Source organism: Actinomadura sp. NPDC047616 (assembly GCF_040642915.1).
GTDB classification, from domain to species: Bacteria; Actinomycetota; Actinomycetes; order Streptosporangiales; family Streptosporangiaceae; genus Spirillospora; species Spirillospora miaoliensis.
On the sequence record NZ_JBEYTB010000015.1, the window covers coordinates 55,302 to 81,126 of the forward strand.

At 71.5% G+C, this 25,825-nt stretch carries 29 protein-coding genes and 1 tRNA gene; 20 read left to right on the forward strand and 10 right to left on the reverse strand.

What is annotated here, in order from left to right:
• Positions 1–138 precede the first annotated feature (138 nt).
• Positions 139–489, reverse strand: coding sequence for a hypothetical protein (locus tag ABZ801_RS30540; RefSeq protein WP_360704297.1), 351 nt, complete (start codon positions 487–489; stop codon positions 139–141).
• A 6-nt stretch (positions 490–495) separates the two neighbouring features.
• Positions 496–915 carry a hypothetical protein gene (locus ABZ801_RS30545; protein WP_360704300.1) on the reverse strand — a complete coding sequence of 140 codons (420 nt, stop codon included), beginning with the start codon at positions 913–915 and terminating at the stop codon, positions 496–498.
• A gap of 497 nt (positions 916–1,412) precedes the next feature.
• Between ABZ801_RS30545 and ABZ801_RS30550 the strand changes: the two genes are divergently transcribed.
• The 12 genes from ABZ801_RS30550 (at position 1,413) to ABZ801_RS30605 (ending at position 8,716) form a co-directional block, all read left to right on the forward strand.
• Entirely contained in the window at positions 1,413–1,856 is a 444-nt protein-coding gene (locus tag ABZ801_RS30550; RefSeq protein ID WP_360704303.1) for a hypothetical protein, read from the forward strand.
• 149 nt (positions 1,857–2,005) lie between these two features.
• Positions 2,006–2,503: a tyrosine-type recombinase/integrase gene (locus tag ABZ801_RS30555; protein WP_360704306.1), complete on the forward strand. Its 498-nt coding sequence runs from the start codon at positions 2,006–2,008 to the stop codon at positions 2,501–2,503.
• Between the two features lie 413 nt (positions 2,504–2,916).
• Positions 2,917–3,048, forward strand: a complete 132-nt coding sequence (locus tag ABZ801_RS30560; protein ID WP_360704309.1) for a hypothetical protein — start codon at positions 2,917–2,919, stop codon at positions 3,046–3,048.
• Complete coding sequence (locus ABZ801_RS30565; protein ID WP_360704312.1) at positions 3,045–3,449, forward strand: hypothetical protein; 405 nt, start codon at positions 3,045–3,047, stop codon at positions 3,447–3,449. Before ABZ801_RS30560 ends, ABZ801_RS30565 begins: the two co-directional genes overlap by 4 nt.
• Positions 3,449–3,898, forward strand: a complete 450-nt coding sequence (locus ABZ801_RS30570; protein ID WP_360704315.1) for a transcriptional regulator — start codon at positions 3,449–3,451, stop codon at positions 3,896–3,898. Before ABZ801_RS30565 ends, ABZ801_RS30570 begins: the two co-directional genes overlap by 1 nt.
• Positions 3,895–4,170: a hypothetical protein gene (locus ABZ801_RS30575; protein ID WP_360704318.1), complete on the forward strand. Its 276-nt coding sequence runs from the start codon at positions 3,895–3,897 to the stop codon at positions 4,168–4,170. Before ABZ801_RS30570 ends, ABZ801_RS30575 begins: the two co-directional genes overlap by 4 nt.
• Positions 4,170–4,373: a hypothetical protein gene (locus ABZ801_RS30580; protein WP_360704321.1), complete on the forward strand. Its 204-nt coding sequence runs from the start codon at positions 4,170–4,172 to the stop codon at positions 4,371–4,373. The genes ABZ801_RS30575 and ABZ801_RS30580 overlap by 1 nt, the downstream gene beginning before the upstream one ends.
• The gene (locus ABZ801_RS30585) at positions 4,370–5,365 is read left to right on the forward strand and encodes a hypothetical protein (RefSeq protein ID WP_360704324.1); all 996 of its coding nucleotides are present in this window, start codon (positions 4,370–4,372) and stop codon (positions 5,363–5,365) included. Before ABZ801_RS30580 ends, ABZ801_RS30585 begins: the two co-directional genes overlap by 4 nt.
• Positions 5,366–5,436: 71 nt before the next feature.
• Positions 5,437–7,650, forward strand: a complete 2,214-nt coding sequence (locus tag ABZ801_RS30590) for a hypothetical protein (RefSeq protein ID WP_360704327.1) — start codon at positions 5,437–5,439, stop codon at positions 7,648–7,650.
• 182 nt (positions 7,651–7,832) lie between these two features.
• A complete protein-coding gene (locus ABZ801_RS30595; protein WP_344956937.1) occupies positions 7,833–8,063 on the forward strand; it encodes a hypothetical protein in 231 nt (76 codons plus the stop codon).
• Positions 8,064–8,155: 92 nt separating this feature from the next.
• The gene (locus tag ABZ801_RS30600; protein WP_360704330.1) at positions 8,156–8,287 is read left to right on the forward strand and encodes a hypothetical protein; all 132 of its coding nucleotides are present in this window, start codon (positions 8,156–8,158) and stop codon (positions 8,285–8,287) included.
• A gap of 96 nt (positions 8,288–8,383) precedes the next feature.
• Positions 8,384–8,716 carry a hypothetical protein gene (locus ABZ801_RS30605; RefSeq protein ID WP_360704333.1) on the forward strand — a complete coding sequence of 111 codons (333 nt, stop codon included), beginning with the start codon at positions 8,384–8,386 and terminating at the stop codon, positions 8,714–8,716.
• A 587-nt stretch (positions 8,717–9,303) separates the two neighbouring features.
• Here the strand turns inward: ABZ801_RS30605 and ABZ801_RS30610 are convergent.
• The 4 genes from ABZ801_RS30610 to ABZ801_RS30625 form a co-directional block, all read right to left on the reverse strand.
• Complete coding sequence (locus tag ABZ801_RS30610; protein ID WP_360704336.1) at positions 9,304–10,233, reverse strand: hypothetical protein; 930 nt, start codon at positions 10,231–10,233, stop codon at positions 9,304–9,306.
• Between the two features lie 121 nt (positions 10,234–10,354).
• Positions 10,355–12,319: an ATP-binding protein gene (locus tag ABZ801_RS30615; RefSeq protein WP_360704339.1), complete on the reverse strand. Its 1,965-nt coding sequence runs from the start codon at positions 12,317–12,319 to the stop codon at positions 10,355–10,357.
• Positions 12,316–12,675 (reverse strand): hypothetical protein, encoded by a 360-nt coding sequence (locus ABZ801_RS30620; RefSeq protein ID WP_360704342.1) that lies wholly within the window; start codon positions 12,673–12,675, stop codon positions 12,316–12,318. The genes ABZ801_RS30615 and ABZ801_RS30620 overlap by 4 nt, the downstream gene beginning before the upstream one ends.
• 110 nt (positions 12,676–12,785) lie before the next feature.
• The gene (locus ABZ801_RS30625) at positions 12,786–12,992 is read right to left on the reverse strand and encodes a helix-turn-helix domain-containing protein (RefSeq protein WP_360704344.1); all 207 of its coding nucleotides are present in this window, start codon (positions 12,990–12,992) and stop codon (positions 12,786–12,788) included.
• A 47-nt stretch (positions 12,993–13,039) separates the two neighbouring features.
• On the opposite strand from ABZ801_RS30625, the gene ABZ801_RS30630 reads away from it, so the two are divergent.
• Complete coding sequence (locus ABZ801_RS30630) at positions 13,040–13,525, forward strand: helix-turn-helix transcriptional regulator (RefSeq protein WP_360704347.1); 486 nt, start codon at positions 13,040–13,042, stop codon at positions 13,523–13,525.
• On the forward strand, positions 13,522–14,862 hold the full coding sequence (locus ABZ801_RS30635) for a tyrosine-type recombinase/integrase (protein ID WP_360704349.1): 1,341 nt from the start codon (positions 13,522–13,524) through the stop codon (positions 14,860–14,862). Before ABZ801_RS30630 ends, ABZ801_RS30635 begins: the two co-directional genes overlap by 4 nt.
• Before the next feature lie 82 nt (positions 14,863–14,944).
• Here the strand turns inward: ABZ801_RS30635 and ABZ801_RS30640 are convergent.
• From ABZ801_RS30640 to ABZ801_RS30650, 3 genes are all read right to left on the reverse strand, one after another.
• Positions 14,945–15,017: transfer RNA gene (locus ABZ801_RS30640), tRNA-Thr, on the reverse strand.
• Positions 15,018–15,067: 50 nt separating this feature from the next.
• Positions 15,068–16,573, reverse strand: a complete 1,506-nt coding sequence (locus ABZ801_RS30645; RefSeq protein ID WP_360704351.1) for an alpha/beta hydrolase — start codon at positions 16,571–16,573, stop codon at positions 15,068–15,070.
• Positions 16,574–16,731: 158 nt separating this feature from the next.
• A complete protein-coding gene (locus ABZ801_RS30650) occupies positions 16,732–17,424 on the reverse strand; it encodes a TetR/AcrR family transcriptional regulator C-terminal domain-containing protein (RefSeq protein WP_360704354.1) in 693 nt (230 codons plus the stop codon).
• 109 nt (positions 17,425–17,533) lie between these two features.
• Between ABZ801_RS30650 and ABZ801_RS30655 the strand changes: the two genes are divergently transcribed.
• The 6 genes from ABZ801_RS30655 (at position 17,534) to ABZ801_RS30680 (ending at position 24,849) form a co-directional block, all read left to right on the forward strand.
• The gene (locus ABZ801_RS30655) at positions 17,534–19,012 is read left to right on the forward strand and encodes a DHA2 family efflux MFS transporter permease subunit (protein WP_344949274.1); all 1,479 of its coding nucleotides are present in this window, start codon (positions 17,534–17,536) and stop codon (positions 19,010–19,012) included.
• A 29-nt stretch (positions 19,013–19,041) separates the two neighbouring features.
• Positions 19,042–19,788, forward strand: a complete 747-nt coding sequence (locus ABZ801_RS30660; protein ID WP_360704358.1) for a DUF427 domain-containing protein — start codon at positions 19,042–19,044, stop codon at positions 19,786–19,788.
• Between the two features lie 110 nt (positions 19,789–19,898).
• Complete coding sequence (locus ABZ801_RS30665; RefSeq protein WP_360704361.1) at positions 19,899–21,032, forward strand: ferredoxin reductase; 1,134 nt, start codon at positions 19,899–19,901, stop codon at positions 21,030–21,032.
• Between the two features lie 20 nt (positions 21,033–21,052).
• Entirely contained in the window at positions 21,053–22,165 is a 1,113-nt protein-coding gene (locus ABZ801_RS30670; protein ID WP_360704364.1) for an acyl-CoA desaturase, read from the forward strand.
• 97 nt (positions 22,166–22,262) lie between these two features.
• The gene (locus ABZ801_RS30675; protein WP_360704367.1) at positions 22,263–22,574 is read left to right on the forward strand and encodes a hypothetical protein; all 312 of its coding nucleotides are present in this window, start codon (positions 22,263–22,265) and stop codon (positions 22,572–22,574) included.
• Positions 22,564–24,849: an NACHT domain-containing protein gene (locus ABZ801_RS30680; RefSeq protein WP_360704370.1), complete on the forward strand. Its 2,286-nt coding sequence runs from the start codon at positions 22,564–22,566 to the stop codon at positions 24,847–24,849. Before ABZ801_RS30675 ends, ABZ801_RS30680 begins: the two co-directional genes overlap by 11 nt.
• Before the next feature lie 66 nt (positions 24,850–24,915).
• Here the strand turns inward: ABZ801_RS30680 and ricT are convergent, their stop codons facing one another.
• Positions 24,916–25,758, reverse strand: coding sequence for a regulatory iron-sulfur-containing complex subunit RicT (ricT, locus tag ABZ801_RS30685; protein WP_360704725.1), 843 nt, complete (start codon positions 25,756–25,758; stop codon positions 24,916–24,918).
• Positions 25,759–25,825 lie beyond the last annotated feature (67 nt).

Sequence of the window (25,825 nt, forward strand, 5' to 3'; positions counted from 1 at the left end):
GTCCTCGGTGGTGGCGGTGCGCGCCGCGTCGGGGACCAGGTGCCGGGCGAGCTCGGCCAGCCCCGCGTCGGTCTGCCCCGGGTCGTCGGCGGTGATCCACCACACCAGGCTGTAGCGGTCGCGGGCATGGTGGGCGTACTACAACGCCAACTCCGACTTGCCGACCCCGCCCATCCCGTAGACCGCCTGTGACACCACGACCTCGACACTGGCCGCCAACGCCTGTTCCAACCCCCGGTAGGCGTCATCCCGTCCTACGAACACCGCGGTGGCGGGACGGGGCAACCCCACCACACGCGCCGCGGGCCGCACCCGATCCGGCGGCGGGAACGGCACCGCCTGCACTTGGTTGATCCGCACATGGTCGCCTGTGGCGATGACCCCGAGGTTGTCACCGCCGACCGCCGGCGCTCGGGCCCCAAGGGTTCGCGTCCCGGCCGCAGGCGACGGACTGACCCGATCCTCAGCAGGGTTGGTGCGGTCGGCCATCGCCGGTCACCGGGTGAAGCCGTTGTGGTCGCCGGTCGCGATGACGCCGTGGTTGGTGTGCACGGCCGGCGACCGGTCCCCAAGCGTCATCACCTGCGCCCCCGCATCACGTGCCTCCTCCGCCAGCCGCGCCACCCGCGCGGCCAGCTCCGCATCGGCGGCCAGCGCCTTGCGGATCGCCTTGCGCAACGCGGCCACGTTGTCGGCGTCCTCGGGATCGTCGATCACGTCGGCCAGCTCCTCGGGCGGCTCCTCACCGTCGGCACGGCCCCCGAAGATCCGCTGCGCCATGCGCCGCCCGAACCCGACCACGGCGGTGGCGGTCTCGTCCTGCACCTGGGCCAGCACCGCGCCCCCGTAGGCGGTGGCCGCCGCCGTCACATACAGCGTGACCTCACCCGCCAACTGCGCCAGATCCCCGGACATCCGCGTCCCCCCCCCGTGAGCGTTCACAGTGACCGCGCCGCCACTGACGGTCACCTGGGAGGAGGGTAGACGCATCCTGCGCCCCTCGGGGGATCAATCGCCTGCACCGACCACAGTGGCCGCCGTGGCGCTCTGTCTGAGCGTGCAGGGACAGGGGCCTTCTCGTGGGCGTCCCCGTCTGGGCTGAGACGGCCGTGGCCGGCGCAATGAGGCGGGACCGGACGGAACACCGCTCGGCCACGCTGACCCGACGATCAGCGCCGACCTGCACATCGTGGGAGCCGCCGAGAAGGGCCGTTTCGCGCGATACGAGTGCCCTGGCTCGCGGGGTCCAGGGAGCGGCGAAGCCCCTTGGTTCGAGCCTGACCAGCCGACAGGCCAGTGGACTGGAGCTGTGCCGACAACGGCCCGCCGGAGCGGTCGCCTGCCTGGTGGGTCACCGCCCTCACATCGCATGGGCGATCACGCTCACCACCGGTGAGCACGTCGGAAAGGACGTGGGCACCATCATGGCCGACCGCGGATCATCAACGTCGCCGACGCCGCGCCATGGCCTCGCGGACCTGATCGAACGTCTGAATCAGCGTGATCGTTCTCGGGTACGAGGCAGCGTGATCCATGACAAACTTGAGCAGATGACCATTGGTAGCGCGATCCTTTGGGGTCTCATTCTCGGCGGTTGGCAGCTTCTGGTTCACGACGCCAAAACCCGCATGGTCTACATCTACATGTTCGGCGTTCTGGCCCTGGGTTCACTGGGCTGGGCGTTCTTCGCCGCGTCCGGCGACGGGTTCGACTCGGACCTGGGGATAGCAGCACTCCACCTCGGCATCGCCACGGCGGTGGTGGCCGCCTTCACTCCGCTTACCCGGCGCAAGAGGGCCGCCCAGGAAAGGGACGCAGAGACCGTCGCCGGAAAACACTGGCAAGACCTGCCCTGAGCCGCTCGTTCAACCTGGGCGGACGGGCGACGCGGCGTGGCGGGACCAGGCAGGACAAGCCGCACGCCCGGCGCGCCGGGGGCACGGCCGCCTGGCGGCGCGGAGCGGCGCCCTTGAGTTGACGCGGCGTCATTCGTCTTCACGACCGGATGGGTGATCCGCTCTTCCCGGACACGGTGACGGCGCTGATGCGCAAGCTCATCAACGCCTGCAACAGGCCGCAGGACGGCAAGCCACGCACAGACCCGCTTCCGCTCGCTCGCCTGCACGATCTTCGGCACATCCACGCGACCACGCTGCTCCTGGCGGGCGTGCCGGTGCACGTGGTGGCGGTTCGGCTCGGGCACGCTGACCCGGCGATCACGCTGCGGGTCTACGCACACATCGTGGGGGCCATCGAGGAGCGGACGGCGGAGGTCTTCGCGAAGGCGCTCAAGGACGCCGCCAGAGACTGCCCTGTTAGCAAGGCCGTTAACACAGAGGCCCCTTCCGAGATCGGAAGGGGCCTCTGGCACGCGGAGCCGCCTGTCGGAATCGAACCGACGACCTGCTCATTACGAGAGCCACTGAGCGAGGTTCGGCGACGTTCTCTAGAGTTCGTTTCCCCACGTCATCCGGGGTTTGTGAACGCCGGGAAACCTCGGTGATCCGCAGCGAACTGCAACAGGGAATGCAACGAGGGACGGCCGGTCAACGAGAGTCGCGACCAGGCCGGCGCGGTAGGTCGTCGGTGTCCCCGATGTACCAGCGGACGAACTCCCGGAGAACCTTCGACCTGTCGAGCTCTGGTTCGGCAGTCCGGACGGCCCGGCCGAAGCGCTCCCACATGTCGTCGTCCATGCGGACGCGTCGGAAGGGGGTTCCCTGTGGCGCCACTGTCGCTCCCGTCGTAGGCACTGCCGTAGATGCTGCCATGTCTCCTCCAGAACGCTTGCCTGTAGCTACAGCATGGCCTACATTGACGCTACAGGCAACGACGCGCCTGACAACAGAACGGCCCCCGCCTGGCGACTCCACCGCCTGACAGGGGCCTTGATCCGGACACCGGAGGTCCGAACCCATGCTCATCTCACACGTGATCTACGCCGACGGCAAGTCGGCGACGGACGGCAAGTCGTCCACCTGGCCGCAGGGTGAGCCGCAGTCGGTGCGGGACGCCTACGACGCGCAGCAGAAGGGCGGCAAGAAGTGAGCGCCCCCGACCTGGTGGCGCTGGCCGCCGCTGTCCGTGCCCTGCTCGACGTGCCGTCGGCGGCGCCCGGGGCCTGGCCGGAGCGGTGCGAGCTCATCGCCAACCGCGCCGCGCAGCTGCGGGGCGTGCTGGCCAGCCTCGCCGAGATGGCCGAGGAGGACGACGTGGACCCGCGGGAGGTGGCGCTGCACGCACGCGCCGCGGTGCGGGCGATCGCCCAGACGGCCGACGACCTGCCGGTGACCTACCCGACCGCCACGGCGCCGCGCCTGCCGCGGTGCCTGCGCTGCGACGGCACCGGCGCCGACGACGGCGAGACCTGCCCCTCGTGCCACGGCGACGGCTACTACCAGCCGCCGTGGGACTGGACCCCGCCCAACCGCAAGGAGGGGGGCCAGTGATGGGCGCGTCCCCGGCGGTGTTCGCGGTCGTGTTCGTCGCGCTGTACGTGGCGCACGAGGTCGGTGACCACTGGGTGCAGACCAGCGGCCAGGCGCTCGGTAAGGGCGCGGCCGGGTGGCCGGGCCGGTGGGCCTGCCTGCGGCACGTCTCCACGCTCACCGTGACCAAGCTCATCACGTTGGGCCTGGCCCTGGTGGTGCTGGACCTGGCGCTGTCGCCGTGGGCGGTCGCGGCCGGCCTGGCGCTTGACGCCGCCTCGCACTACTGGGCGGACCGGCGCGTCACCCTGGCGGCGCTGGCCGAGCGGGTCGGCAAGGGCGAGTTCGCCGACCTCGGCGACGGCGTGGCGGCCCCGGCCGGGACCGGCGCCTACGCGCTCGACCAGTCCTGGCACATCGGATGGCTGTTCATCGCGGCCCTGATCTCGTGCATCGGAGGTGCGGCATGACCGACCCGTACGCCCACGGCACCCCCGCCGACGACTTCCACACCTGGGTCAAGCTCGCGCCGACGCCGTGTCCGGACTGCGAGTGCTGCGCGGCGCGGCTGTGCGAGCTCGGACGCCTGCACGCCTTCGGCTGCGGGGCCGTCGCCGACCCCGGCGACTGGGAGATCGTGCGGGACTGCCCGTGCAGCGCCGAGACGACGGAGGGCACCGAGGCGCACCGGGCCGCGCAGGTCCGCGACGCCCGGCGCCGCCGGAAGGAGGGCGACCGGTGATGCCGACGACCGACCTGATCCGCGACGCCGGCGCGCTGGCGGTGCTGGCCGTGCTGGGCCTGGCGCTGGCGGTGCTGCTGCTGCGGCTAGTGGCGCTGCCGCTGGCCGGTACGGCGCTGGTGCTGGACTGGCTGGCCGAGGTGGCGGCGCGTCCGCTGCACGCGGCGGCCGGCGGCCCGGCCGGGACGGGGGTGCCGCGGTGAACACGCAGATCCCCGCGGCGGGCGGGCCGGACCCCGACGACGTCGAGCAGGGCATCGCGGCGTTGGAGCGGCACCTGGCCGAGGTCGGCGACGCCACCACCGCCCAGGAGTACGCCGACGCCGACGCCGAGCTGCAGGGCGCGCCGTCCGGGGAGACCCGGCGGGTCCGGCGCCTGCGTGCCGAGGTCGCCGAGTCGCACCGCCTGGCCGAGCTGCAGGACGACGACACGCCGCTCACGCTCGACACGCCCAAGGTCCGCAAGCGTCGCAAGAAGGCGCACGAGGCCGCGCGGCTGCACCGGCTCGGCCAGGACCCCGCCATGCGGGCGTGGCAGGCCGCGCGGATGCGGCGGGTCCTGGTGGCCGCGGCGATGCTGGCGCTCGCGCTGGCGCTGGCCTGGAGCACGGCCGGTGTCCAGCGGTTCGCCGCCGGCGACGCCGAGCCGTGGTCGCCGGAGTGGCTGTTCGCCTGGTGCGTCGAGCCGTTCATGTCGCTGGCGCTGCTGGTGGTGGTCGGTGCCAAGTCCTACATGGGCGTCCGTGGGCAGCCGATCGAGTCCCGCACGCTCAACCGGATCGAATGGCTGTTCCTGGGGCTGACGGTCGGGATGAACGCCTGGCCGTACCTGCCCGGGGTGGCCGACACGTTCACCGTGTCGGATCTGGTGCTGCACATCCTCGGCCCGGTTGTGGCGGTCGCGGTCGTCACTGCGCTGCCGATCATCCTCGCCGCGTTCACGCGGCTGGACCACGGCCCTACCGGCGGCCTTACTGCCCCTACGTACAGCGGAAACGCGCCCGCCGACCGTACGGCCGGTAACCCGCCCGTACGGGTCGATGTGGCCGAGCTGACCGAGCGGGCCCGCCGCCTCATCGCGGCCGGGGAGCTGCCCGTCGAGCCGTCGGCGAACGCGCTCCGGCAGGCGCTGCGGTGCGGGATGGACACCGCCCGCGCCGTCCGCGACGCGCTGCGCGCCGACACCCAGAACTAGAACCCCATGCCCGGCCGGGGCCCCATGCGACGGTCCGCCCCGGCCGGGCCCCTCACAGAGGAGATCCCAGGATGGCATTCCCCGACGACCGCACGGCCGAGGTGGTGTCGCTGGACAAGCACCGGCGCGCCGCGGCCGACGCCGACACCCCGGGCGGGGAGATGGTGCCCGCCGACTCCGCCGAGGTCGAACCCGCGATCGTTGACGGGGAGATCGTTGACGACGGGCAGGACCAGGCCCCCGGCGGCGAGGTGGCCGAGCGTCCGTCGCGCTCGCTGGTGCCGTGGGCGGATCGGCCCGCCGACGACGTGGCGTGGGCGGTGACGCAGACGGCGCTGCGGGCCGGATGGACGGTCGGCCGTGGGCACGCCGTGTGGGTCCGCCGCCTGGTCGGCGCCGCCACCTACTCGACCTATCGCGAGCAGATTCGCGCGGCCCGCGCCGCCGGCGACCCCGAGCGCCTCGCCGAGTGGGTGGACAAGTACCGGCAGGCCAAGTCCGACCGGTGGGACCGGATCGGATCGGCGCCCCGCACCGTCATCGCGGCGCTGCAGGTCGTCGGCCTGGTCCTGGCGATCGTGCTCGCCGTGCTGGTCGTCGTGGGTGTCGCGGTGGCGATGCGCGACGGCGGGTGGACGTGGGGCACCTGGTGGCAGTTCGTGGGCGACATGCTCGCCGCGGTCGGCGTGCTCGCCCAGGTCGTCCTGGTGGGCGCCGTCATCGTCGGCCCGGTGGCGTGGCTGGTGGCCGCCTACCGCGCCGGTAAGGGCGAGACGCTGCCCCAGTGGCTGGCCGCGCCGGGCGACGCCGACAACGAGGCCGCAGGGATGGTCGTCACCGCCGACAGCATCGTGCTCGCGCTGCAGCATTTGAAGATCCCCGAGTTGAAGAAGGCGTTCAAGGACGGCTGGGTCCCGGCGTTCTCACAGCCGCCGGTGCGCGACGGCCGCGGCTACCACGCCGTTGTCGCCCTCCCGCTGGGTGTCACGGCGAGCATGGTCGCCGACCAGCGCGAGGTGCTGGCCCGCAACCTGCACCGCGCCGAGGTGGAGGTGTGGCCCGCCGACGCGGAGAAGGCCGGCACCGGCCGGGCCGGGGAGCTGGACCTGTGGGTCGCCGACTCCGGCGCGCTGTCCAAGGCCGCCCCCGAGTACCCGCTGCTGCACGAGGGCACCGCCGACGTGTTCACCGGCGTCCCTGCCGGGGTGTCGCCCCGCGGTGACGTCCTCACCGTGCCCATCGTGGCGAACAACTTCGTGGTGGGCGGGCAGATGGGCCAGGGCAAGAGCAACGCCTGCCGCGTGGTGATGCTCGGCGCGGCGCTGGACCCGCTGGCCGAGCTGTGGGTACACGTCTTCGCAGGTAACGGCGACTTCGACGCCTACCGGCCCCGCCTGGCCCGATACCACCGCGGCGCCACCGACGACGTGGCCGCCGCCGGACTGCAGTCCCTGCACGACCTGTACGCCGAGGTCGGACGGCGGGAGGCGCGGCTGGCCGAGCTGGGGGCGAAGAAGGTCACCCGCCAACTGGCGACCGAGCACGCCGACCTGCGCCCGATCCTCTCCCTGTTCTCCGAATGCCATGAATTGTTCGGGCACGCCGAGTACGGCGAGGAGGCCGCCGAGGTCGCGACGCAGACCCTGCGCAGGGCCCGCAAGACGGCCATCTGGCTCGGGTTCGACACGCAGTCGTCCCGCAAGGACGCCATCCCTCCGAAGGTGGTCGAGCTGGTCAGCGTCAACGCGGCGTTCTACGTCAAGACCTGGCGGTCCAACGATGGGTTCCTCGGCGACGGGAGCTTTCAGGCGGGTATCCGCGCGACCGAACTGCGGCCCGGCCGGGACCGCGGAACCTCGCTCATCACCGGCGTGTCTGAGGCGATGTTCGAGCTGCTGCGCTGGTACTTCATCGCCGTTGACGACGACACCGGTTTCGATGCTGCCGCCGACGTCATCGCCCGCGCCGTCGCCCAGGTCGACCCGCGCACCCGCGTGCAGGCCAACACCGAGCCGCCCAAGGTCGAGACCCGGGACCTGCTCGACGACCTTGACGAAGTGCTGGGCGCCGAGCGGGTGCGGCTGGCCGACGTGCCGTCGCTGCTGCGGGACCTGGCGCCGGCCTGGGGCCCGTACCGCAAGCTCAACGGCAAGCAGCTCGGCGAGCGCCTCGAGGAACTGGGCGTGCGGGTGCCGCGGCCCGGCAACGTGCCCCAGGTCGACCCCGCCGAGGTCCGCCGTGCCATCGCTCAGCGCTCCACCGCCGACCTGGACGACGCGGAGTGAGGTACATGTCCGCGATCCCCTCCAGACGCGCCTACAGGGCCGCTCAGCGGGCGCCGCCTCACCGGCCTAACCCGCCTAACACACCTAACTCTCCGCAGGTCACACGCAAGATGAGCCCCCGCCGGGCGGGAGGTGAGAAACCTAACCCGCCGCCCGGCACCTAACCCGAAAGGAAACCCACCATGGGACTGTTCAGCAACCGCAACGCCGACCGCCAGGCCGAGCGCGAGCGCCGAGAGGGCAAGGCCCGCGAGTACGGCGAGAAGGCCCGCAAGGCCCGCAAGGAGGCCGACAAGTACCGGCGCATGCTGGCCAACGGCGAGAGCGACCCCGCCGCGCTGCGGGAGGCCCTGAAGGACGCCGAGGTCGAGGCGCGTATCTGGGAACAGAACGCGCGCGACTACCGCCGCTGACCCGCACCCGGCCGGGCCTCCACCACCAGGGGCCCGGCCACCTCACAGACCGGCAAGACAGCTCACGCTCGAACACCCCCACAGGAGGAGCCATGAAGACCGAGGTTCCCAAATGCCGCAACTGCGACGGCCGCGGCTACACCTACAAGTACTCGACCGTCTCGGGCTCGAAGGTGTGCGAAAAGGTCACCTGCAAGCCCTGCATGGGGACCGGCATGCAGTAGAACCGCCGGTACCGGTAGGCGTCGGCCACCCCGCGGCACACGCCCCGTGAGAAGACGCTCCCACCAACAAGCGGGCCGCGCCGGACTACCCCTCCGGTGCGGCCCTACGCCCCCCGCCTGCCGATCCAGGAGGAGGCCCTGATGGGCATCATCTCACCACCCCCCACCGGCCGCACCGAACCCACGCTCGATGAGCGCGCCGACCGCATCGTCCGGCGGGTCCTGCGCGTCGTCCAAGAGGTCGAACGCCGTCACGGCGGAGAAGCCGGAACCGTGTTCGTCAACGTCTTCGCGGCGGGCATCGAAGACGAGATCACCGACGACGAAGCGCTCGCGCTGCTCACCGAGATCAAAGAGACCGGCCACTGGCAGCGCGCCGCCGACCGGCTGAACGAGGTCGGCCACGACTGGACCCGCCGGGCCGAGTAGCCGCCGCAGGTGTCAATCCATTGACACCTGACGCCCCCGTCAGCCTCGCGCGGCGGGGGCGTCGCCATGTCTGGGTTGAGCTCATCTCAATGCAGGTGCCCTGACCTGCATCACGCTCACCGTGACGCAGACCTGCACCCGCCTTGAGGGGGTCGCAGGGGTACCCACGACGCGGGGACCCTTCGCAGGTCGGCCAGGGTCCGCCCCGTGCGGGAACCACCTGTAAGACGCAGGTCGTCGCGAGTGACGGTCCGGCCCGTGCGAGCGGGGGACGGAATGCCCACTGTCCGCGTCGAGCTCGGAGAGTCGGAGTTCGGGCCGTGCCCACGAGGGCGGGAAGGGGGTCCACACCCATGGACACCCCAGGGAACGCAGAGTGTGCGCGCCCCTGGGGGCTCTGTGCGGCCCCGAGAGGCCCAGAAACGACCGGAAGTCCGAAAGTCCCAGACTCGTAGCCAGCCCGAACACCAGCATCCTCCCGGTCTCCTGGACGGCCCGGGGGAGGGGGACCCCCCAGGTCCCTAGGACGTGCCCGAGCCCCCGAGCGCCTGACCACGACTCGGGGGCTCTGGTGTCTGGTGCCGGGCCTACTCGGGCTGAACGTAGACGAACTCGCGCCGCGGGTCGGCCGGGGTGTCGGTGCGGCCGGCGCGCTTCTCGGCCTGGCGCTCGCGCTTCTGCACGGCGTCGACCGCCTGGGCGTACGCGTCGCGCACCTGCTGGGCGGTGGGCACCCACACCTGGGCGTCCTGCGTGCTGGCGGCCCACAGCAGGTACTCGGTGTCATAGGTAGCGGTCACCGGGTCGCTGGTGGTCGGCCAGGGCGGCGCGGCGAGCGTGCCCGTGGTGAGGTCGAGATGGGTGTTGGAGACTTCCCGGCCGGGCCGGTAGCCGTTGGGCCAGGACGGCCACAGCTCGTCCACGTTGGCGACCTCGGCGAAGTACCGCATGGACGAGCCGCCCGCCCACTGCGGCCCGTCGCTGGGCCACGCCAGGCTGAGCAGCCAGTGGTGCGCCCGCCGGGTGTCGGTGTAGGCGTCGACCAGGCGTACGAGTTCGGTGTACGCGTCGCGCGCGTCGGGGGTGGCGGTGACGGCCTGCTCGGCGGTGCGCACGCCGCCGAGCGTCGGGGCGATGTCGCGGACACGGGCGAGGATGTGTTCGACGCGCGGGCCGAGTGCGGCGATGCCGTGTTCGGCGCCGGCGCGCAGCCGCTGGTCGGCTTCGGTGCGCAGGATCGTGGCGGCCTGGTCGAGCACCCGCAGTTGTGCGGCGGCGGCCTCGCCTCCGTGTTCGGCCTCGTGGGCGCGGCGGGACAGTTCGTCGGCGTCGGGCAGGCGTCCGGCCCGCGCGGCGTCGGCCACGTCGTTGACGAGCGCCCGCAGGGTCTCGCCCGGGTTGGGGATGGGCAGTTCGGCGCGGCGGCGGCGCACGAGCGCCAGGGCCGCAGTGGTGTCGCGGTACCCGGGCACGGCGGCCAGGGCCTCGTCTCGCGCGGGGATGGTCAGATCGGTCATGGTGTGTCGTCCTCTCGGTCGGTTGATGGGATCTCTTCTGACGCGAAGGGAGCACGAAGGGAGCGAAGAGCGCAGGGGTACAGACTCATGCTCCCTTCGCTCCCTTCGTGCTCCCTTGGGCTCATGCCGCCCCCCTGTCGCGCGCCTGGCGTTCGCAGTTGTCGTTGGGGTGGCAGGTCTGGCCGGGCGTGATGATTCGCATCGGCCCGCCGCAACCGGCGCACTCCCCGATCGCGCCGAGTGCAGGTGTGGCGTCCTGCGAGAGTGGGCGCGTTTTAGCGTCACCACCGTCACCAGCGTCACCGGGGACCTGTTGTGCCTGGTCAGAGGGTGTCCGGTCGGGTGACGCTACGGAGGTCTCAGCGTCACCCGTAGCGTCACCAGCGTCACCAGGGCCGCCCAGTCCGGGGAGGGGTGACGCTGCGGTGACGCTGCTAGCGTCACCCCTGTTTTCGCTGGTCATCCCGGCTGTAGACCCCTCCGGGTGACGCTGGTGACGGTCGTTCGCACCTTCTATCTCGTGACCCTCCCTCTGCCTCTTCCGGCGTTCGTCGGTCGCGGTGAGGGTCCAGAACCGGCCGTGCTTGTTCCGCGACTCGGTGACCTCCACGCCGATGGTGCGCAGCGCCGGAGCGAGGCGCTTGAGCTGGCCGCCCGCGCGCGTGGCGTCCTTGGGCCACTTCTTGGGCAGCCGGTCAGGCGTGTCGACCAGTTCGAGGATCTGCTGAGCGGTCGCCGTCACCCCGTCCTCCCCGGCCTGGTCGACCAGCTTGACCACGGCCTGGGCGAACGGCTCGCCCTCCAGGACGTCGGCGACGGCGTTGCGGGCGCCGTCCTTGTAGTGCTTCAACGTCTCCCAACCGGTGATGTGGTCGACAGCGGCCAGGACGCGGGCGAAGTCGGCCATGCGGGGACGCTCGGTCAGCGTGACGTCCGGCAACGCCTTGAGCACCTGGGCGAGCAGGTCGAACAGGGACGCCAGAATGGCGGCGTGCGCGTCGGCGAACGCACGGTCGAGTTCGGCCTCTTCCCGCCGCTCGGTGTCCTTGATCAGCGACAGTTCGATCGTCAGCAGCCGCTCGGCCAGGTCGCCGGCCAGCGCCCCGGCATCGATCGTGGTGAGCGCCAGCACCCGGCGGAACTCCAGCACCACGACGTCATCATCGGTGTACAGGGCCCGGTCTACGATGCCGTCCCCGGTCACCGCCCGGCACAGCGCGTCCGACAGCCAGTCCGGGATGTACGACACGTTGTCCAGGCACAGGCCCCAGGAGTTGAACGCCTGCGTGGCCCACGACTTCACGTCACGGGGCGCGGTGCGCTTGGGGGCGCCGGACGGATCGATGATCCCGATGACCATCTGCGCGGACTTGGACTTGCCGGTGCCCTGCTCGCCGCGGAACGCCAGGATGGGGTGCGGCAGGTCGGGAATGAACGCCGCGGCCAGCCACGCCACCAGCAGCCGGAAGCTGTCGGTGTCAACGTTGAGCAGCTCGCTAAGCCGGGCCAGCCCGTCACCGTCGCGCACGGGGTCGGGAAGCGACTTCATTGCGCCGGACCGGCGGAACAGCACCGGGGACCGCGGGCACCGCTCCCACCCGTCCGGGCCGACGACGACGCACCGGCCGTCCGTGGTGCCCAGGTCTACAACGACGCGCTCACCGTCGCGCGCGACCCGGAGATGCGGAGTGCGCGGCTCGGCCGTCTGCGCGACGCCCTCCAGCACGGTCATCGCGTCGGTCAGCGCGGACTGTGCAGGCACCGCGCCGCCCTGCTCATCGGCGTAGATCTTGGCCAGCAGCGCCCGCAACCCGGCCTTGCCTCGCAGCGGCCGGGCGATGTTCGGGCCGTCCTTGGCGACCGCGTACGGGCGCCCGTCGTCGGACATGAACAGGTCGAACCGGTCCCGGGCGATCTTCACCAGGACGGCCGCCTGAGACGGTCCCTTGCCCTTGCCTCCGCTGGCCTCCGGTGGCGGCTCATCCGGCGGCGGCGGTGTCTCGCACTGGCAGTAGGTGGGTGCGACCTCGCCGCATGTCGGGCACTTGTCGGGGGCTTCGATGACACCGTCGAGGAAGTCGGTCACGCGGCGCCTCCGCAACCGCAGACGCGACCGCCGCAGGTGTGGCACTGCCGGTCCGGCAGTGGGTACCGGTCCCGACCGCGCATGACGGTGAGCTGCGCGGGAGTGCGGTCGGGGTAGCGGCGCGCCTCCAACTCCTGGAACTTCGGCTGGTTCGCCTCGCGGCGGATCGTGGCCGCCACGGCGGACCAGGCGCGTTGCATGTCGGCCTCGGCCTGGCCGTAGCCGACCTCGCGCCCGGCGGCGAAGCCGATACGGTAGCCCTCGGCGAACGCCTGCCGGTCGATCGCGGTTTCGCGTTCGACCTGGTCGGTGATCTGTGCGATGAGGGCGGCGGCCCGCGCAACGAGCGCCCTCAAGTCGTCGGCGGGGTAGCGCCGTATGCTGGTCGTGACGTCGCTGCCGTGTGCGTCTTTCGGGAGGCCCACCCCCTCGCCCGGGGGCCGGGCCTCCATCTCGTTGGGGGGCATCACGCGGCGCCCCCGCGCTCGGTGCGCAGCCGCTCGACGTACGCCCGAAGGTCATGGACCGCCACGAAGCGGCGACGACCGATCGTCACCGAGGGCAGCTCTCCGGACTTGATCAGCTGGTAGGTCTTCGTACGGCCGAGACCCCCCAGGGCCTTACCTGCATCCGGCCACCACGGGATCAGGGCGCGCTCCAACTCGTCACTCACGACAGACTCCTGCATCTACCTCAGGATGCTGAGAAATCCTCAGCACCATGAGCATGCTCACCGTTGACGCCTGCTGTCAACTCAGTACGCTGAGATTCGTGCAGGATGACGAGAAGGCGCGACCAGAGATCGTTTTCGCCCAGCGAGCGCGGGAAGTCCGAGAGAAGCTCGGCATGTCTCAGACGCAGCTATCGACCGCGCTGAGGCTCAAGGGCGTGAAGATCGACCCGACGTCGATAACGCGGCTCGAGAAGGGCACCCGCGGCATTCGTCTCGACGAGGCCGTTGCCATCGCAAGGGTGTTCGACCGGACGGTCGACGAGATGCTGCGCCCAGCGCTCCCCCCAGAGGAGCAGTTGCGCGAAGCGGAGAAGCAGGCGGATGTCGCCCGATGGAGAGCCGCTAGGGCGGTCGCCGAGATGGAGGTCGCATGGGCTCGACTCTCTCGGCTTCGCGTCAACCTGGACACCGATCCTGCTGAGCTTCGCTCTCGATTCTTCGAGAGGGACGAAGCAGGGAGCGAGAGTCAATGACCGAACGCACGGGCGGCAGCCGCAAGCCGAACGGGCGATCGTCGATCTACTACAGCGAGGCCGATGGCCTGTGGCATGGCTGGGTCACGATGGGCGTCAAGGAAGACGGCTCCCCCGACCGCCGGCACCGCACCGGCAAGACCGAGACGGCCGTGACCAACAAGGTTCGCGAGCTGGAGGCCAAGCGTGACGCCGGGAAGGTCGACAGGCCCGGACGGCCGCCGACCGTCGAAGAGTGGATGCGGACCTACTTGGACGACATCGCGGCCCGCAAGCTACAGCCCAACACGCTGCGCGGCTACTGGTCGGAGACGCGGAACTGGATCATTCCGTACCTCGGCAAGCACCGGCTTGACCGGCTGCAGCCCGAGCACATCGATCGCCTGTACGCCCGGATGTACGAGGCCGGGAAGGCCGACAGTCACGTGCTCAAGGTCCACCGCGTGCTGTCCCGGGCGCTGGACATCGCGGTTCGCCGGGAGAAGGTCAGCCGGAACGTCGCGAAGTTGCTCGACGCACCCTCGGCCGGCGACACCGAGATCGAACCGCTCACGCAGGAAGAGGCACGGCGCATCCTCGCCGCGGCGGACGGCCGCCGCAACGGCGCCCGCTGGTCCGTCGCCCTGGCGCTCGGCCTCCGCCAGGGCGAGGCGCTCGGCCTGCGCTGGAAGTACGTTGACCTTGACCGCGGAGTGATCCGGGTGTGGTGGCAGCTCGGCCGGTTGCCGTGGCGGCACGGGTGCGGCGACATCGCGGCGTGTACCGAGGACAAGCACCGGCGGCCGTGCCCGAAGAACTGCCCGAAGGCCAAGCGCAAGTCCGGCCGGCCACACACCTGCATCCCGCCGACCGCGCCGCGGCTGTGCCCAAAGGACTGCCAGCGGCACGCCTCGACGTGCCCGAAGCGGGTCGGCGGCGGGCTGGTGTTCCGGCCGCCGAAGGGCAAGAGCAAGCGGACGATCCCGCTCCCGCCAGAGCTCGTTCCGATCCTCAAGGCGCACCGCACCCGGCAGAAGGCCGAGCGCCTCGCCGCGGCGAACGTCTGGGAGGACCACGATCTCGTCTTCGCCCAGCCGAACGGGCAGCCGATCGACCCGCGGCGCGACTGGGACGACTGGAAGGCGCTTCTCGCCGCGGCCGGGGTGCGGGATGCCCGCGTACACGACGGCCGGCACACGGCGGGCACGCTGCTGATCGAACAGGGCGTACACGTCCGCACCGTTCAGGAGATCCTCGGGCACTCCGACATCCGTGTGACGCAGCGGTACACCCACGTCGCCAGCCCCATGACTGAGGACGGGATGCAGCGCATCGGCCGGGCGCTCTGGGGGTCCTGATCATGGCAACTGCAACGAGAACTGCCACCGGAACGACTCAGGGCGTTCACCCGATCAAGGTGAACGCCCTGGTCAACACGCGAGCCGCCTGTCGGAATCGAACCGACGACCTGCTCATTACGAGTGAGCCGCTCTGCCGACTGAGCTAAGGCGGCGTGCCGTACCGGAGTCTACCGGTTCCTGGGGGCGATGCGTGCATCGGTTTTCAGCGGCAGACGGTGCCGTCCTTGGGAGGTTGGCCGGTGAGGAGGTAGCGGTCCGTTGCGGCGGTTATACACGGGTTGCCCTGGAGGTAGGCGGTGTGCCCGTCGCCGTCGAGGGTCAGCAGGACGCCGGAGGAGAGTTCGCCGGCGAGGTTCCGGGCCCAGGAGTAGGGGGTGGCGGGGTCGCGGAGGGTGCCGATGACCAGGATGGGAGCGGCGCCCTTGGCGGTGAGGGGCTGGGGTTGCTGCTTGGTCTGGGCGGGCCAGTAGACGCAGGGCAGGCCGCCCCAGACGACGAACTGGCCGAAGCGGGGGGCGACCTTCTCGGCCTCGTCCACCGACTTGCGGTAGGCGGACAGGTCGGGCGGGTTGGGCTTGTCGACGCAGTTGACGGCCATGTTGGCGTCGGTCTGGTTGCTGTAGGTGCCGTTCTGTTCGCGTTCGACCATCTGGTCGGCGAGCGTGATCAGCAGGGTGCCGTCGTTCTTCTGGATGGCCTGGGTGAGGGCCCGGCGCAGGATGGGCCAGTACTCCTTGGCGTACAGGGCGGTCGCCACGCCCATGGCCGCCCAGGACTCGGTGACCTGGCGGGAGTCGCGGGTGTTGGTCAGGGGGCGGGCGTCGGCTCGCTTCTGCAGGTCGGTGAGCCGGTCCAGGGCGGCGTCGGGGTCGGTGCCGAGGGGGCAGTCGGGGCGCTTGGCGCAGTCGGCGGCGAACGCGCGCAGGGCGGTTTCGAAGCCCTTGGCCTGTTCGACGAGGGTTTCGGTGGACGAGAGCTTCGGGTCGACGGCGCCGTCCAGGACGAGGGCGCGGACCTTGCCGGGGAACTGTTCGGCGTAGGACGCGCCGAGGTACGTGCCGTAGGAGGCGCCGTAGTAGGTGAGCTTGTCGTCGCCTACCGCGGCGCGCAGGACGTCCATGTCGCGGGCGGCGTTGGTGGTGCCGACGTACGGCAGGAGCTTGGCGGCCTTGGCGCGGCAGTTGTCGGCGTACTTGCGACCCTCGGACGCGAGGGCGTCGACCTCTTTCTGGTCGTCGGGGGAGGTGTCGGCGGCGTAGAAGGCGTCCAGTTGCGGGCCCGTCATGCAGCGGAGCGGGGAGCTGGAGCCGACGCCACGGGGGTCGAAGCCGATGATGTCGAAGCGCTTGCGCACGTCGGAGCCGAAGGTGCGGGCGGCCTGGCGGACGAACTGGACGCCCGAGCCGCCGGGGCCGCCGGGGTTGGTGAACAGCGATCCGACGCGCCGGGAGCCGTCCTCGGCGGGCAGCCGGGTGAGGGAGATCCGCAGCCGGTCGCCGCCGGGCTTGGCGTAGTCGAGGGGGACCTCGGCGGTGGCGCACTGGAAGCCGTCGCCGCAGCCGGACCACTTGAGCCGCTGCTGGTAGTAGGTGTCCGTGCCCGCGGCGGCGCCGGCGGGCGGGCTCTGCTGGGACGTCTGCCCCCGTTGGGCGTCGCATCCGGCCACCATGGCCAGGGTGAGCACGATGGCGGTGGCGATGAGCCTCACTGGGTCCCCCGTCTCGTCGTCGCGGCCCGGCGTGCGCCACCCACGCTACGTGGTCGGACGGCGAGCTTCGCCCAGGCGGCGCCGGTTGGGGCGGCATCCGGCCCGGCGCGGCCACGGCAGAAGCCGAGCGAGGTGCGCCGAACCAGACGACACGGGGGTCAGGCGTCGCCGAGGGCGCGTTCGATGCCGTCCAGCAGCCAGCGCAGCCCCTCCTCGAAGGACTCCTGCTGGGGGACGCCCTCGCGCATGGCGCGGCGCAGGTGCGGGAAGTCGCCTTCGGCGATCATCTGCTGGACGTAGGGCTCGCCGAGGTGGACGGGCTGGTGATCGCGCAGCATCCGTTCGCGGACGACGTAGCCGGTCATGTAGTGGTCGACGGCCGCGACGATGCGGGCGGCGGTGGCGGTGTCGACGTCCAGGCCGGACAGGGCGCTCAGGTTCTGCTCGCCGTGGCGCAGCCCGTTGGGGCCGACGCGGGGACGGCGGGCCATCAGGTCGATCACCCAGGTGTGGCGCAGGATGACCTCGTGCTCGCGCCGGGCGATCACGGTGATCGCCTCCCGCCAGCCGGACGGCAGCTCGCCCTCGATGATCAGTTCCCGGTTGACCTCGTCGAACATGAGGTCGAACAGGTCCTCCTTGCGCTCGATGTGCGTGTAGAGGCTCATCGGGCGCACGCCGAGCGCGGCGGCGACGCGGCGGATGGACACCGCGTCCAGGCCCTCGGCGTCGGCGATCTCGATCGCGGCGGCCACGATCGCCTCCCGGGTCAGCCGGGGGCGGCGTCCGCCGCGCTGCCGCGCCCAGACGGGTTCGGGGGGCGAGCTGCGGTCTCTGGCGGTTCCGGGCACGTCCCGATCCTACCGGTACGCCGTACCGGCCGACCGATACGGTGTACAACTCTGTCCGTACGGCGTATCGTTCTCACCGATACACCGTACGGAGAGAGGACTGCTCTGCATGACCACCATCGACGCGCGGTTGCGGCGGCTGGCGATCGTCGTGCTGCTCGGGGCGATCATGACGGTGCTGGACACCACGATCGTCAACGTCGCCGTCACCACCCTGGGCACCGACTTCGACGCCTCGCTGTCGACCGTCCAGTGGGTGCTCACCGGGTACACGCTGGCGCTGTCCATGGCGATCCCCCTGACCGGATGGGCGGTGCGCCGGTTCGGCCAGCGCACCATGTGGCTGGTGTCGCTGGTGTTGTTCATCGGCGGGTCGCTGCTGTGCGGGCTGGCCTGGTCGGTGCCCGCGCTCATCGTCTTCCGGGTGGTGCAGGGCGTCGGCGGCGGGATGCTGATGCCGGTCGGGCAGATGATGCTCGCGCGGGCGGCCGGGCCGGACCGCATGGCACGGGTGATGGCCATCGTGTCGGTGCCCGCGATGCTCGCGCCCGTGCTCGGTCCGGTGGTGGGCGGACTGATCGTCGGCCACCTGTCGTGGCGCTGGATGTTCTACGTCAACATCCCGTTCTGCGCGGTCGCGCTGGTGGCGGCGCTGCGCATGCTGCCCCGCGACACCGAGCGTGACGCGGGCGCCCGGCTGGACGTGCTGGGGCTGGCCCTGCTGTCGCCCGGCCTGGCGCTGCTGGTGTACGGGCTGTCGGAGGCCGGCGACGGGACGAGCCCGACCCGGGCGCTGGCCGGTGCCGGGGGCGGCGCCGTGCTGGTCGCCGCGTTCGCCGTGCACGCCCTGCGCAAGGGCGACGGCGCGCTGGTCGACCTGCGGCCGCTGCGCGCCCGCTCGTTCACCACGGCCACCGGCGCGCTGTTCCTCTACAGCGGCGCGGCGTTCGGGCTGACGGTGCTGATCCCGCTGTTCGCGCAGGTGGTGCGGCAGGAGACGCCGGTGCGGGCCGGGCTGCTGCTGGCCCCGTTCGGGCTGGGCGCGATGGTCACGATGCCGGTCGCGGGACGGCTGGCCGACCGGTACGGCGCCCGGTGGCCGGCGGCGGGCGGGATGCTCGTGGCGCTGGGCGGGATGCTGGGCCTGACCATGGTCGAGCCGGGCACGGGCGAGCCGCTGATCATGGCCGCGGTGCTGGTGGTCGGCGTGGGGCACGGCGCCGTCGCGCCGGCGCTGATGGCGGCGGCCTACCAGGGGCTGCCGCGGGCGTCCGTCCCGGCGGCGACGACGGCCGCGAACATCCTGGTCCGTGTCGGCAGCGCGTTCGGCATGGCCGCGCTGACGGTGATCCTGCAGATGTCCATGCGGGACGAGATCCCCGGGGCGAGCGGAAACCTGGAGGAGGTCGCCGCCCAGGCGTCCCGTCTGCCGGACGCGCCCGCGCTGCTCACCGACGCGTTCACGCACAGTCTGTGGTGGGCGCCGGCCATCGCGGCCGTGGCGCTGGTGCCGGTCGCGGCCATTCCGCGTAGGACGGGCGCTCCGCAGGTAAAGGATGTTTCTGAAAGGCCCGCCGCTCGGAAATAGCGGTAGGACGGCGCCTGTTGCCGCGATACATGAGCAGCAGCAAAAGCCGCATCCGAGTCGAGCAGTCGGCCAAGCGGGTCAGGGCCTACCTCGGGGGGCAGGTCGTGGCCGACACCGTGAGGCCGACGCTCGTCTGGGAGAGCCCCTACTACCCGACCTACTACATCCCGTTGGAGGACGTCCGGGCGGAGCTGGTGCCCGACGGTCCCGGCAGGCGCTCGCCGAGCAGGGGGGACGCGACGGCGTTCACCGTGAAGGCCGACGGGGCGCAGGCCCCGGGGGCGGCGCTGCGTTACGAGCAGTCGCCCATCGAGGAGCTGCGCGACCTGGTACGGCTCGACTGGGACGCGATGGACGCCTGGTTCGAGGAGGACGAGCAGGTCTTCGTCCACCCGCGCGACCCGTACCACCGGATCGACGTGCTGGCCAGCTCGCGGCACGTGCGCATCGAGGTGGACGGGGTGACCGTGGCCGAGTCGGGCAGCCCGCACCTGCTGTTCGAGACGGGGCTGCCCGTCCGCTACTACCTGCCGAAGACGCACGTGCGCATGGACCTGCTCGAACCGTCCGACACCGTCACCGGCTGCCCGTACAAGGGGGAGGCCGAGTACTGGTCGGTGCGCACCGGCGGTCAGGTGCACGAGGACCTGGTCTGGTCGTACCGCCACCCGCTGCCGGAGAGCCAGAAGATCGCCGGGCTCGTCTGCTTCTACGACGAGAAGGTCGACGTGTTCGTCGACGGCGTCCGGCAGGAGCGGCCGAAGACGAAGTTCTGACGCATTTTCGCAGGCGGGGACGGGAATTACGGCGCCTTTTTGTCACCGGGCATTACACCGTTCCGGCAAGGGATCGTGCGATGGTGTGAGGCCCGTAGCCGGAGAGGTCCATGCCCCGTTCATTCGCGCCGTCCCAACGTCGCCCGCGTTCCCGCCCGGCGATCCCCGCGCCGTCCCGGCTGCGGGGACGCCTGGCCGACGCCGCGCGCTCGCTGACCACGCCGCTGCTGCCCGACGACTACCTCGCGCTGGTCAATCCGCTGTGGTCGGCGGACGAGCCGCGCGGCCGCGTGGAGCGGGTGCGGCACGAGGCGCCGGACGCGGCCACGCTGGTGATCCGGCCCGGCCGCCGGTCCGCGCGGCCGCACCGGCCCGGCCAGTGGATCAGGCTCGGCGTGGACATCGGCGGCGTCCGGCACTGGCGGACGTTCTCGCTGTCGTCGCCGCCCCGCCCGGACGGGCGCCTCGCCGTCACGGTGAAGGCGGCACCGCACGGGCGCGTCTCCCGGTACCTGGTCCATGAGATTCCGGTGGGCGCGCTGGTCCGGCTGTCGCCCACCGAGGGCGACTTCGTGCTGCCGGACCCGGTGCCGCCCCGGCTGCTGTTCGTCACCGCTGGCAGCGGGATCACCCCCGTCATGGCGATGCTGCGCGACCTGGCCGCACGGGACGCCATGCCGGACACGGTGCTGCTGCATTCGGCGCGTACCGCCGACGAGGTGATCTTCGGGGCCGAGCTGCGCGAGCTGGCCGCCCGTCTCCCGGGCCTGCGGCTGTACGAGCGGCACACCGCCGTGGACGGCCGGCTCGTCCCCGACCCGGACCTGAAGGCGCTGTGCCCCGACTGGGCCGAACGCGACGCCTGGGCGTGCGGACCGTCCGGCATGCTCGACGACCTGGCCGCGTACTGGCGGGCGGCCGGGGTCGCCGAGCGGCTGCGCGTCGAACGCTTCCAGGCGACGTTCGCCGCGTCGAGCGGCGGAGGCGGCGGAGGCCGGGTGCGGTTCGCCGTCAGCGGCGTCGAGGCCGACGCCGACGGCGACACCCCACTGCTGATCGTCGGCGAGGACGCCGGGGCGCCGCTGCCCAGCGGCTGCCGGATGGGCATCTGCCGCGGCTGCGTCGGCCTGCTGCGTTCGGGCAGCGTGCGCGACCTGCGCACCGGCGAGGTGCACGACGAGGAGGGCCACCCGGTCCAGACGTGCGTCTCGGCGGCCGCGGGCCCCGTGGAGATCGATCTGTGAACCGCTCGGAGGAGAACGCCATGACCGCCACCACCGCCCATCTCACCGCGGACGACCACGCGGCGATCGCCCGCGAGCTGGACGCGTTGCGCGCGGAGATCACCGCCGACCTGGGCGACCGCGACGCCGCCTACATCCACCGGGTGATCCGCACGCAGCGCGCGCTGGAGATCGGCGGGCGGGCGCTGCTGCTGGCCTCCTCGCTGCCGCCCGCGTGGGTCGCCGGGACGGCCGCGCTCACGCTGGCCAAGATCCTGGAGAACATGGAGATCGGGCACAACGTCATGCACGGCCAGTGGGACTGGATGCGCGATCCCAAGATCCACTCGATGACGTGGGAGTGGGACAACGTCTCCCCCGCCGAGCAGTGGAAGCACTCGCACAACGTCGTCCACCACACGTTCACCAACATCCTGGGCAGGGACAAGGACGTCGGCTACGGCATCCTGCGGGTGGCGCCCGAGCAGCCGTGGCATCCGATGTACCTGGCGCAGCCGCTGGTCAACGTGCTGCTGGCGATGTTCTTCGAGTACGGCGTGGCGGTGCACGACCTGGAGATCGACAAGGTGCTGACGGGCACCGACGACCCGGAGCAGACCCGCGCCAAGCTGGCGGCGATCAAGCGCAAGATCCGCCGCCAGTGGACCAAGGACTATCTGGCCTTCCCGCTGCTGTCGGGCCCGCAGTTCCTGTCCACGCTGGCCGCGAACTTCACCGCCAACGCGGTCCGCAACGTCTGGGCGCACATGGTGATCTTCTGCGGTCACTTCCCGGGCGACGTCGAGGTGTTCACCGAGGACCGGCTGGACGGCGAGACCAAAGGCGAGTGGTACGTGCGCCAGCTGGTCGGCTCGGCCAACATCTCCGGCGGCCGGCTGCTGCACCTGATGACCGGCAACCTCAGCCACCAGATCGAGCACCACCTGTTCCCCGACCTGCCCAGCAACCGGTACGCCGAGATCGCCCCGCGGGTGCGGGACCTGTGCGCGCGCTACGGCCTGCCGTACCACACCGGGCCGCTGCCCCGGCAGGTCGCGAGCACCTGGAAGAAGATCGTCCGGTACGCCTTCCCCGGTCCCCGCCGTCCGCGGCGTCCCGAGCCCGCCCCGGCCGCCGCCCCCGTCGCCGCCTAGCCGGAGAACGTTCTGACGCCCCGGCAAAGGCCGACTCGCCTACCGCAGGGCCCTCTGGCACTGTGGAGCGCGGGCCTGCCTGTCGCGAGGAGCGTCTATGAGTTCGGCTGTCAAGCATTGGGCGGTGGGGGCCGCGGGCGTGGCGGTGGCCGCCGGGGTGAACCTGGCCACGGGACTGATCACCCGGAACTGGGGCGTCGCGTGGTTGGCGACGGCCGGGCTGGTGGTGGCCGGGGGCTGTCTGCAGGTGTGGATGTGGCGCCTGAACGGTTCCCCGGCCAGGCAGCGCGTCCACCGGACCACGGTCGACGGCAACGTGCGGCAGCGGCTGCCGGGCACGGGTGAGCAGTCGGTGACCGACTCCCATGTGGGCAGGGATCTGGAGCAGTCGCAGGGCGATGGCGCGTAGGCGGCGGCCGATCCGGATCGACCAGTCGATCCGCGGTGTGAGCGCGGGCGGCAACGTCCGGCAGATCGTGCGGGTCGGGCCGGAGAACGAACTGGACTCCGCCGCCGGCCTGCTCGCGGAGAAGGTCCTGGCCGATCTGGAGAACGAGGTGGGGTGTCAGGAGCTCAACCGTCCCCACCCGATCGGCATACGGTGGTCCCGCACCGAACGCCCCGGCGCGGAACTCCGCGGAACGGCGGGGCGGCAGACGCTGCGCGACGGTGACGTCACCCAGATCTCCGCGTTGATCCGCGAACTGCCGCGGCGGCAGCTCGTGGTGCTGGGCAGGCGGGGCGCGGGCAAGAGCGTCCTGGCTCTGCTCGTGGCGCGCGACATGGCGCGCTCCCGGAAGCCGGGAGAGCCTGTCCCGGTGTTGTTGCCGTTGTCGTCCTGGCGGCCCCGGCTCGACCTCCACACCTGGATGGCCAAGCGCATCCTGGCGATCTGCCCTGAACTGGCGACCGACTACGACCGCGAGACCGCGGCCAGACTGGTCGAGCGGGGGCGGGTCATACCGATCCTGGACGGTTTGGACGAACTTCCCAGGGCCCTGCACGCGCCTGCCATAGAGGCCATCGACAAGGCCGTCCCGGACACCGTGCCGCTGATGGTGACGTGCCGCGCCGGCGATTACGAACGCGCCGTGGCGGCCAGCGGCCAGTACCTCACCCGGGCGGAAGTGGTGCGGCTGGAAGAGGTCAAACCCACGACCGCGGTGGCCTTCCTGCGGGAGTCCGCCACATCGCAGGACCGTTGGGAACCGGTCTTCGACCATCTCCAGGCCGAGCCGGACTCCCCCTTGGCCGAAGCGCTGGCCAGCCCCCTGATGCTGTACCTGGCGCGCACGGCCTACCGGCCGAGCGACAAGGACCCCGCGGACCTGCTGCGGTACGAGAACCAGGAGGCCATCGAGAGCCACCTGCTGGAGAACTACGTCAGCACGGTGTACGCCGAATCCTCCCGGCGGCGCCACCGGCCCCGTCAGGTCAGGCGATGGCTGGAGTTCATGGCCCGCAGGATGCGCGACCAGAACACGGTCGACTTCACGTGGCGGCAGGTGATCTCCCCGTTCACGGTTCCGCTGTTCGCCCTGGTGTACGGCACCCTCTGCGGCTGGTTCTGGTACCTGTTCTTCGGCGTCACGGCCGCGCTGGTGACGTTTTCGGTCACCGGGATCGCGTCCGCCGTCCTCGTGTTCTTCCTGCGGATGAACGACCGCCAGGAGCGCGACGAGGACCACGGCGACCTGACGTCCACGCTGCGGCGGCAGGCGTTGGCGACCGCGCTGGTGAGTGCCGTCGGCGCCGGCTCGACGATGCTGCTCGCGGCGTTGTGGCTGAACGCCGAAGTGGGGGTGGCCCCGGGCGTCGCCTGGCGGTACGGCGTCATCCTGGGGCTGGGCTTCGGCTCGGCGGTCCTGCTCGGTTCGAGCTGGGTGTCGTACGTGGTGTCGCATGTGTGGTTCTGGCTGACCCGCAGGCTGCCGCGCCCGTGGCGGCTGGCGGACTTCCTGGAGGAGGGCCACCGGCTCGGTGTGCTGCGCCCGGCCGGACCGGCGTACCAGTTCCGCAACGTGCGCCTGCTCGAACAGCTCAGCGGCACGGCATGGTCGCCCGACGTCGCGGAGGACGAACCGCAGCAGGCGGTGGCCGAGGAGGCGCCGTGGTGGCGGCGGTGGATCCAGCCCGTCAAGACGATGGGCGTGCTGCTCGGCCTGATGATGATGGTGATCGCCTTCCTGTTCCTGTTCGCCGACAGTGTCGCCTCCCAGCAGGAGCTCAGCTATCGCTCCGGCCACCAGCCCGCCAGCTTCATCCGCTGCGACCCCTACGACCCCCAAGGGACAGGGGGATGTGTGGTCCGCGACACCACGCACACCTGGACGCTGCAAGCCGCGTCGACCATGGACACGGTCTTCGACGCGCCCTCCATGGACAGGTACTCGGGCCTGCGCGTCGACGCCCTGAACGGGATACTCAAAGCCGACGGCTGTTCCGGGACCTCGGTTCAGGTGCTGTTGACCGTCGGGGATCTACGGCTGCGACCCTTCGTCCTGAGGGACGGGACGTCGCGTTCCGCGCCCGTGGCCGGGTTCGGCGGCGACAGCCCCGCCATCGGACCGGTACGGATCACGCTGCGCAGGCTCGACGGACGACCCTGCGCGCTCCGCGTCCACTGGAGCAACCCCGGGATCCACATCGATCGCTACGGAGACGTCAGGCGGCGGCTCTCCTGAGCGGAGGGCCGTGCGGGCCGGGCGGATCTCCTCGGCGCGATCCCGGTGTCGCGTGGCGCGGCGTCGTCAGTCCGCGGACGCGTCGCCGTACGAGGTGTTGCCGTAGGCGGCGTCGTGCTGGCGGCGCGGGGAGCAGACGGAGGCGGACGGGCACGAGCAGCGGCCGCCGCCGTTGAGGCGGACGGTCACGGTGTCGGACGGCACGTTGCGTCCCACCACCTGGCCGGGGCCCTCGGGCGTCTCGACGCGTTCGCCCAGCCGGGGCATCCGCTGGTGAGCCTGCACGTACAGCGGGTGCTCGTACTTCAGGCAGCACATCAGGCGCCCGCACGCCCCCGCGATGCGCAGCGGGTTGACGGGCAGGTCCTGCTCCTTGGCCATGCGGACCGACACCGGCTCGAAGTCCTTGAGGAACGTGGCGCAGCACAGGTCGCGGCCGCACGGCCCGATGCCGCCTTGCAGGCGGGCCTCGTCGCGGGGCCCGACCTGCCGCAGCTCGACCCGGGCGCGGATGTTGCGGGCCAGGTCGCGCACCAGGGCGCGGAAGTCCACCCGGTGCGGCGCCGAGAAGTAGATCTTGAAGACGTTGTCGGCGTCCAGGTAGTCGACGCCGATGACCTTCATCGGCAGCCCGTGCTTGCGGATCAGCCGCTTGGCGATCGAGCGTCCCTCGGCGCGGCGGCGGCGGTTGGCCTCGTCGCGGGCCAGGTGCTCGTCGGTGGCGGGGCCGGCGCACACCGGCAGCCCCTCGATGTCCTCCGACACCCACTGCGGCGCCCACACGCACTCGGCGACCTCCGGGCCCGCGTCGGTCGGGACGAGCACCTTGTCGCCGACCTTGGGGGAGTGCGGGCCGGGGTCGAGGTAATAGAGCCGTCCGTAACGGGTGAAGCTGACGGCCATCACCATGCCCACGGTCTGTGCTCCGTTCGCCCGGTTCCGTGGCACCAACCCTACGTGGTCCGGACTTCCACCG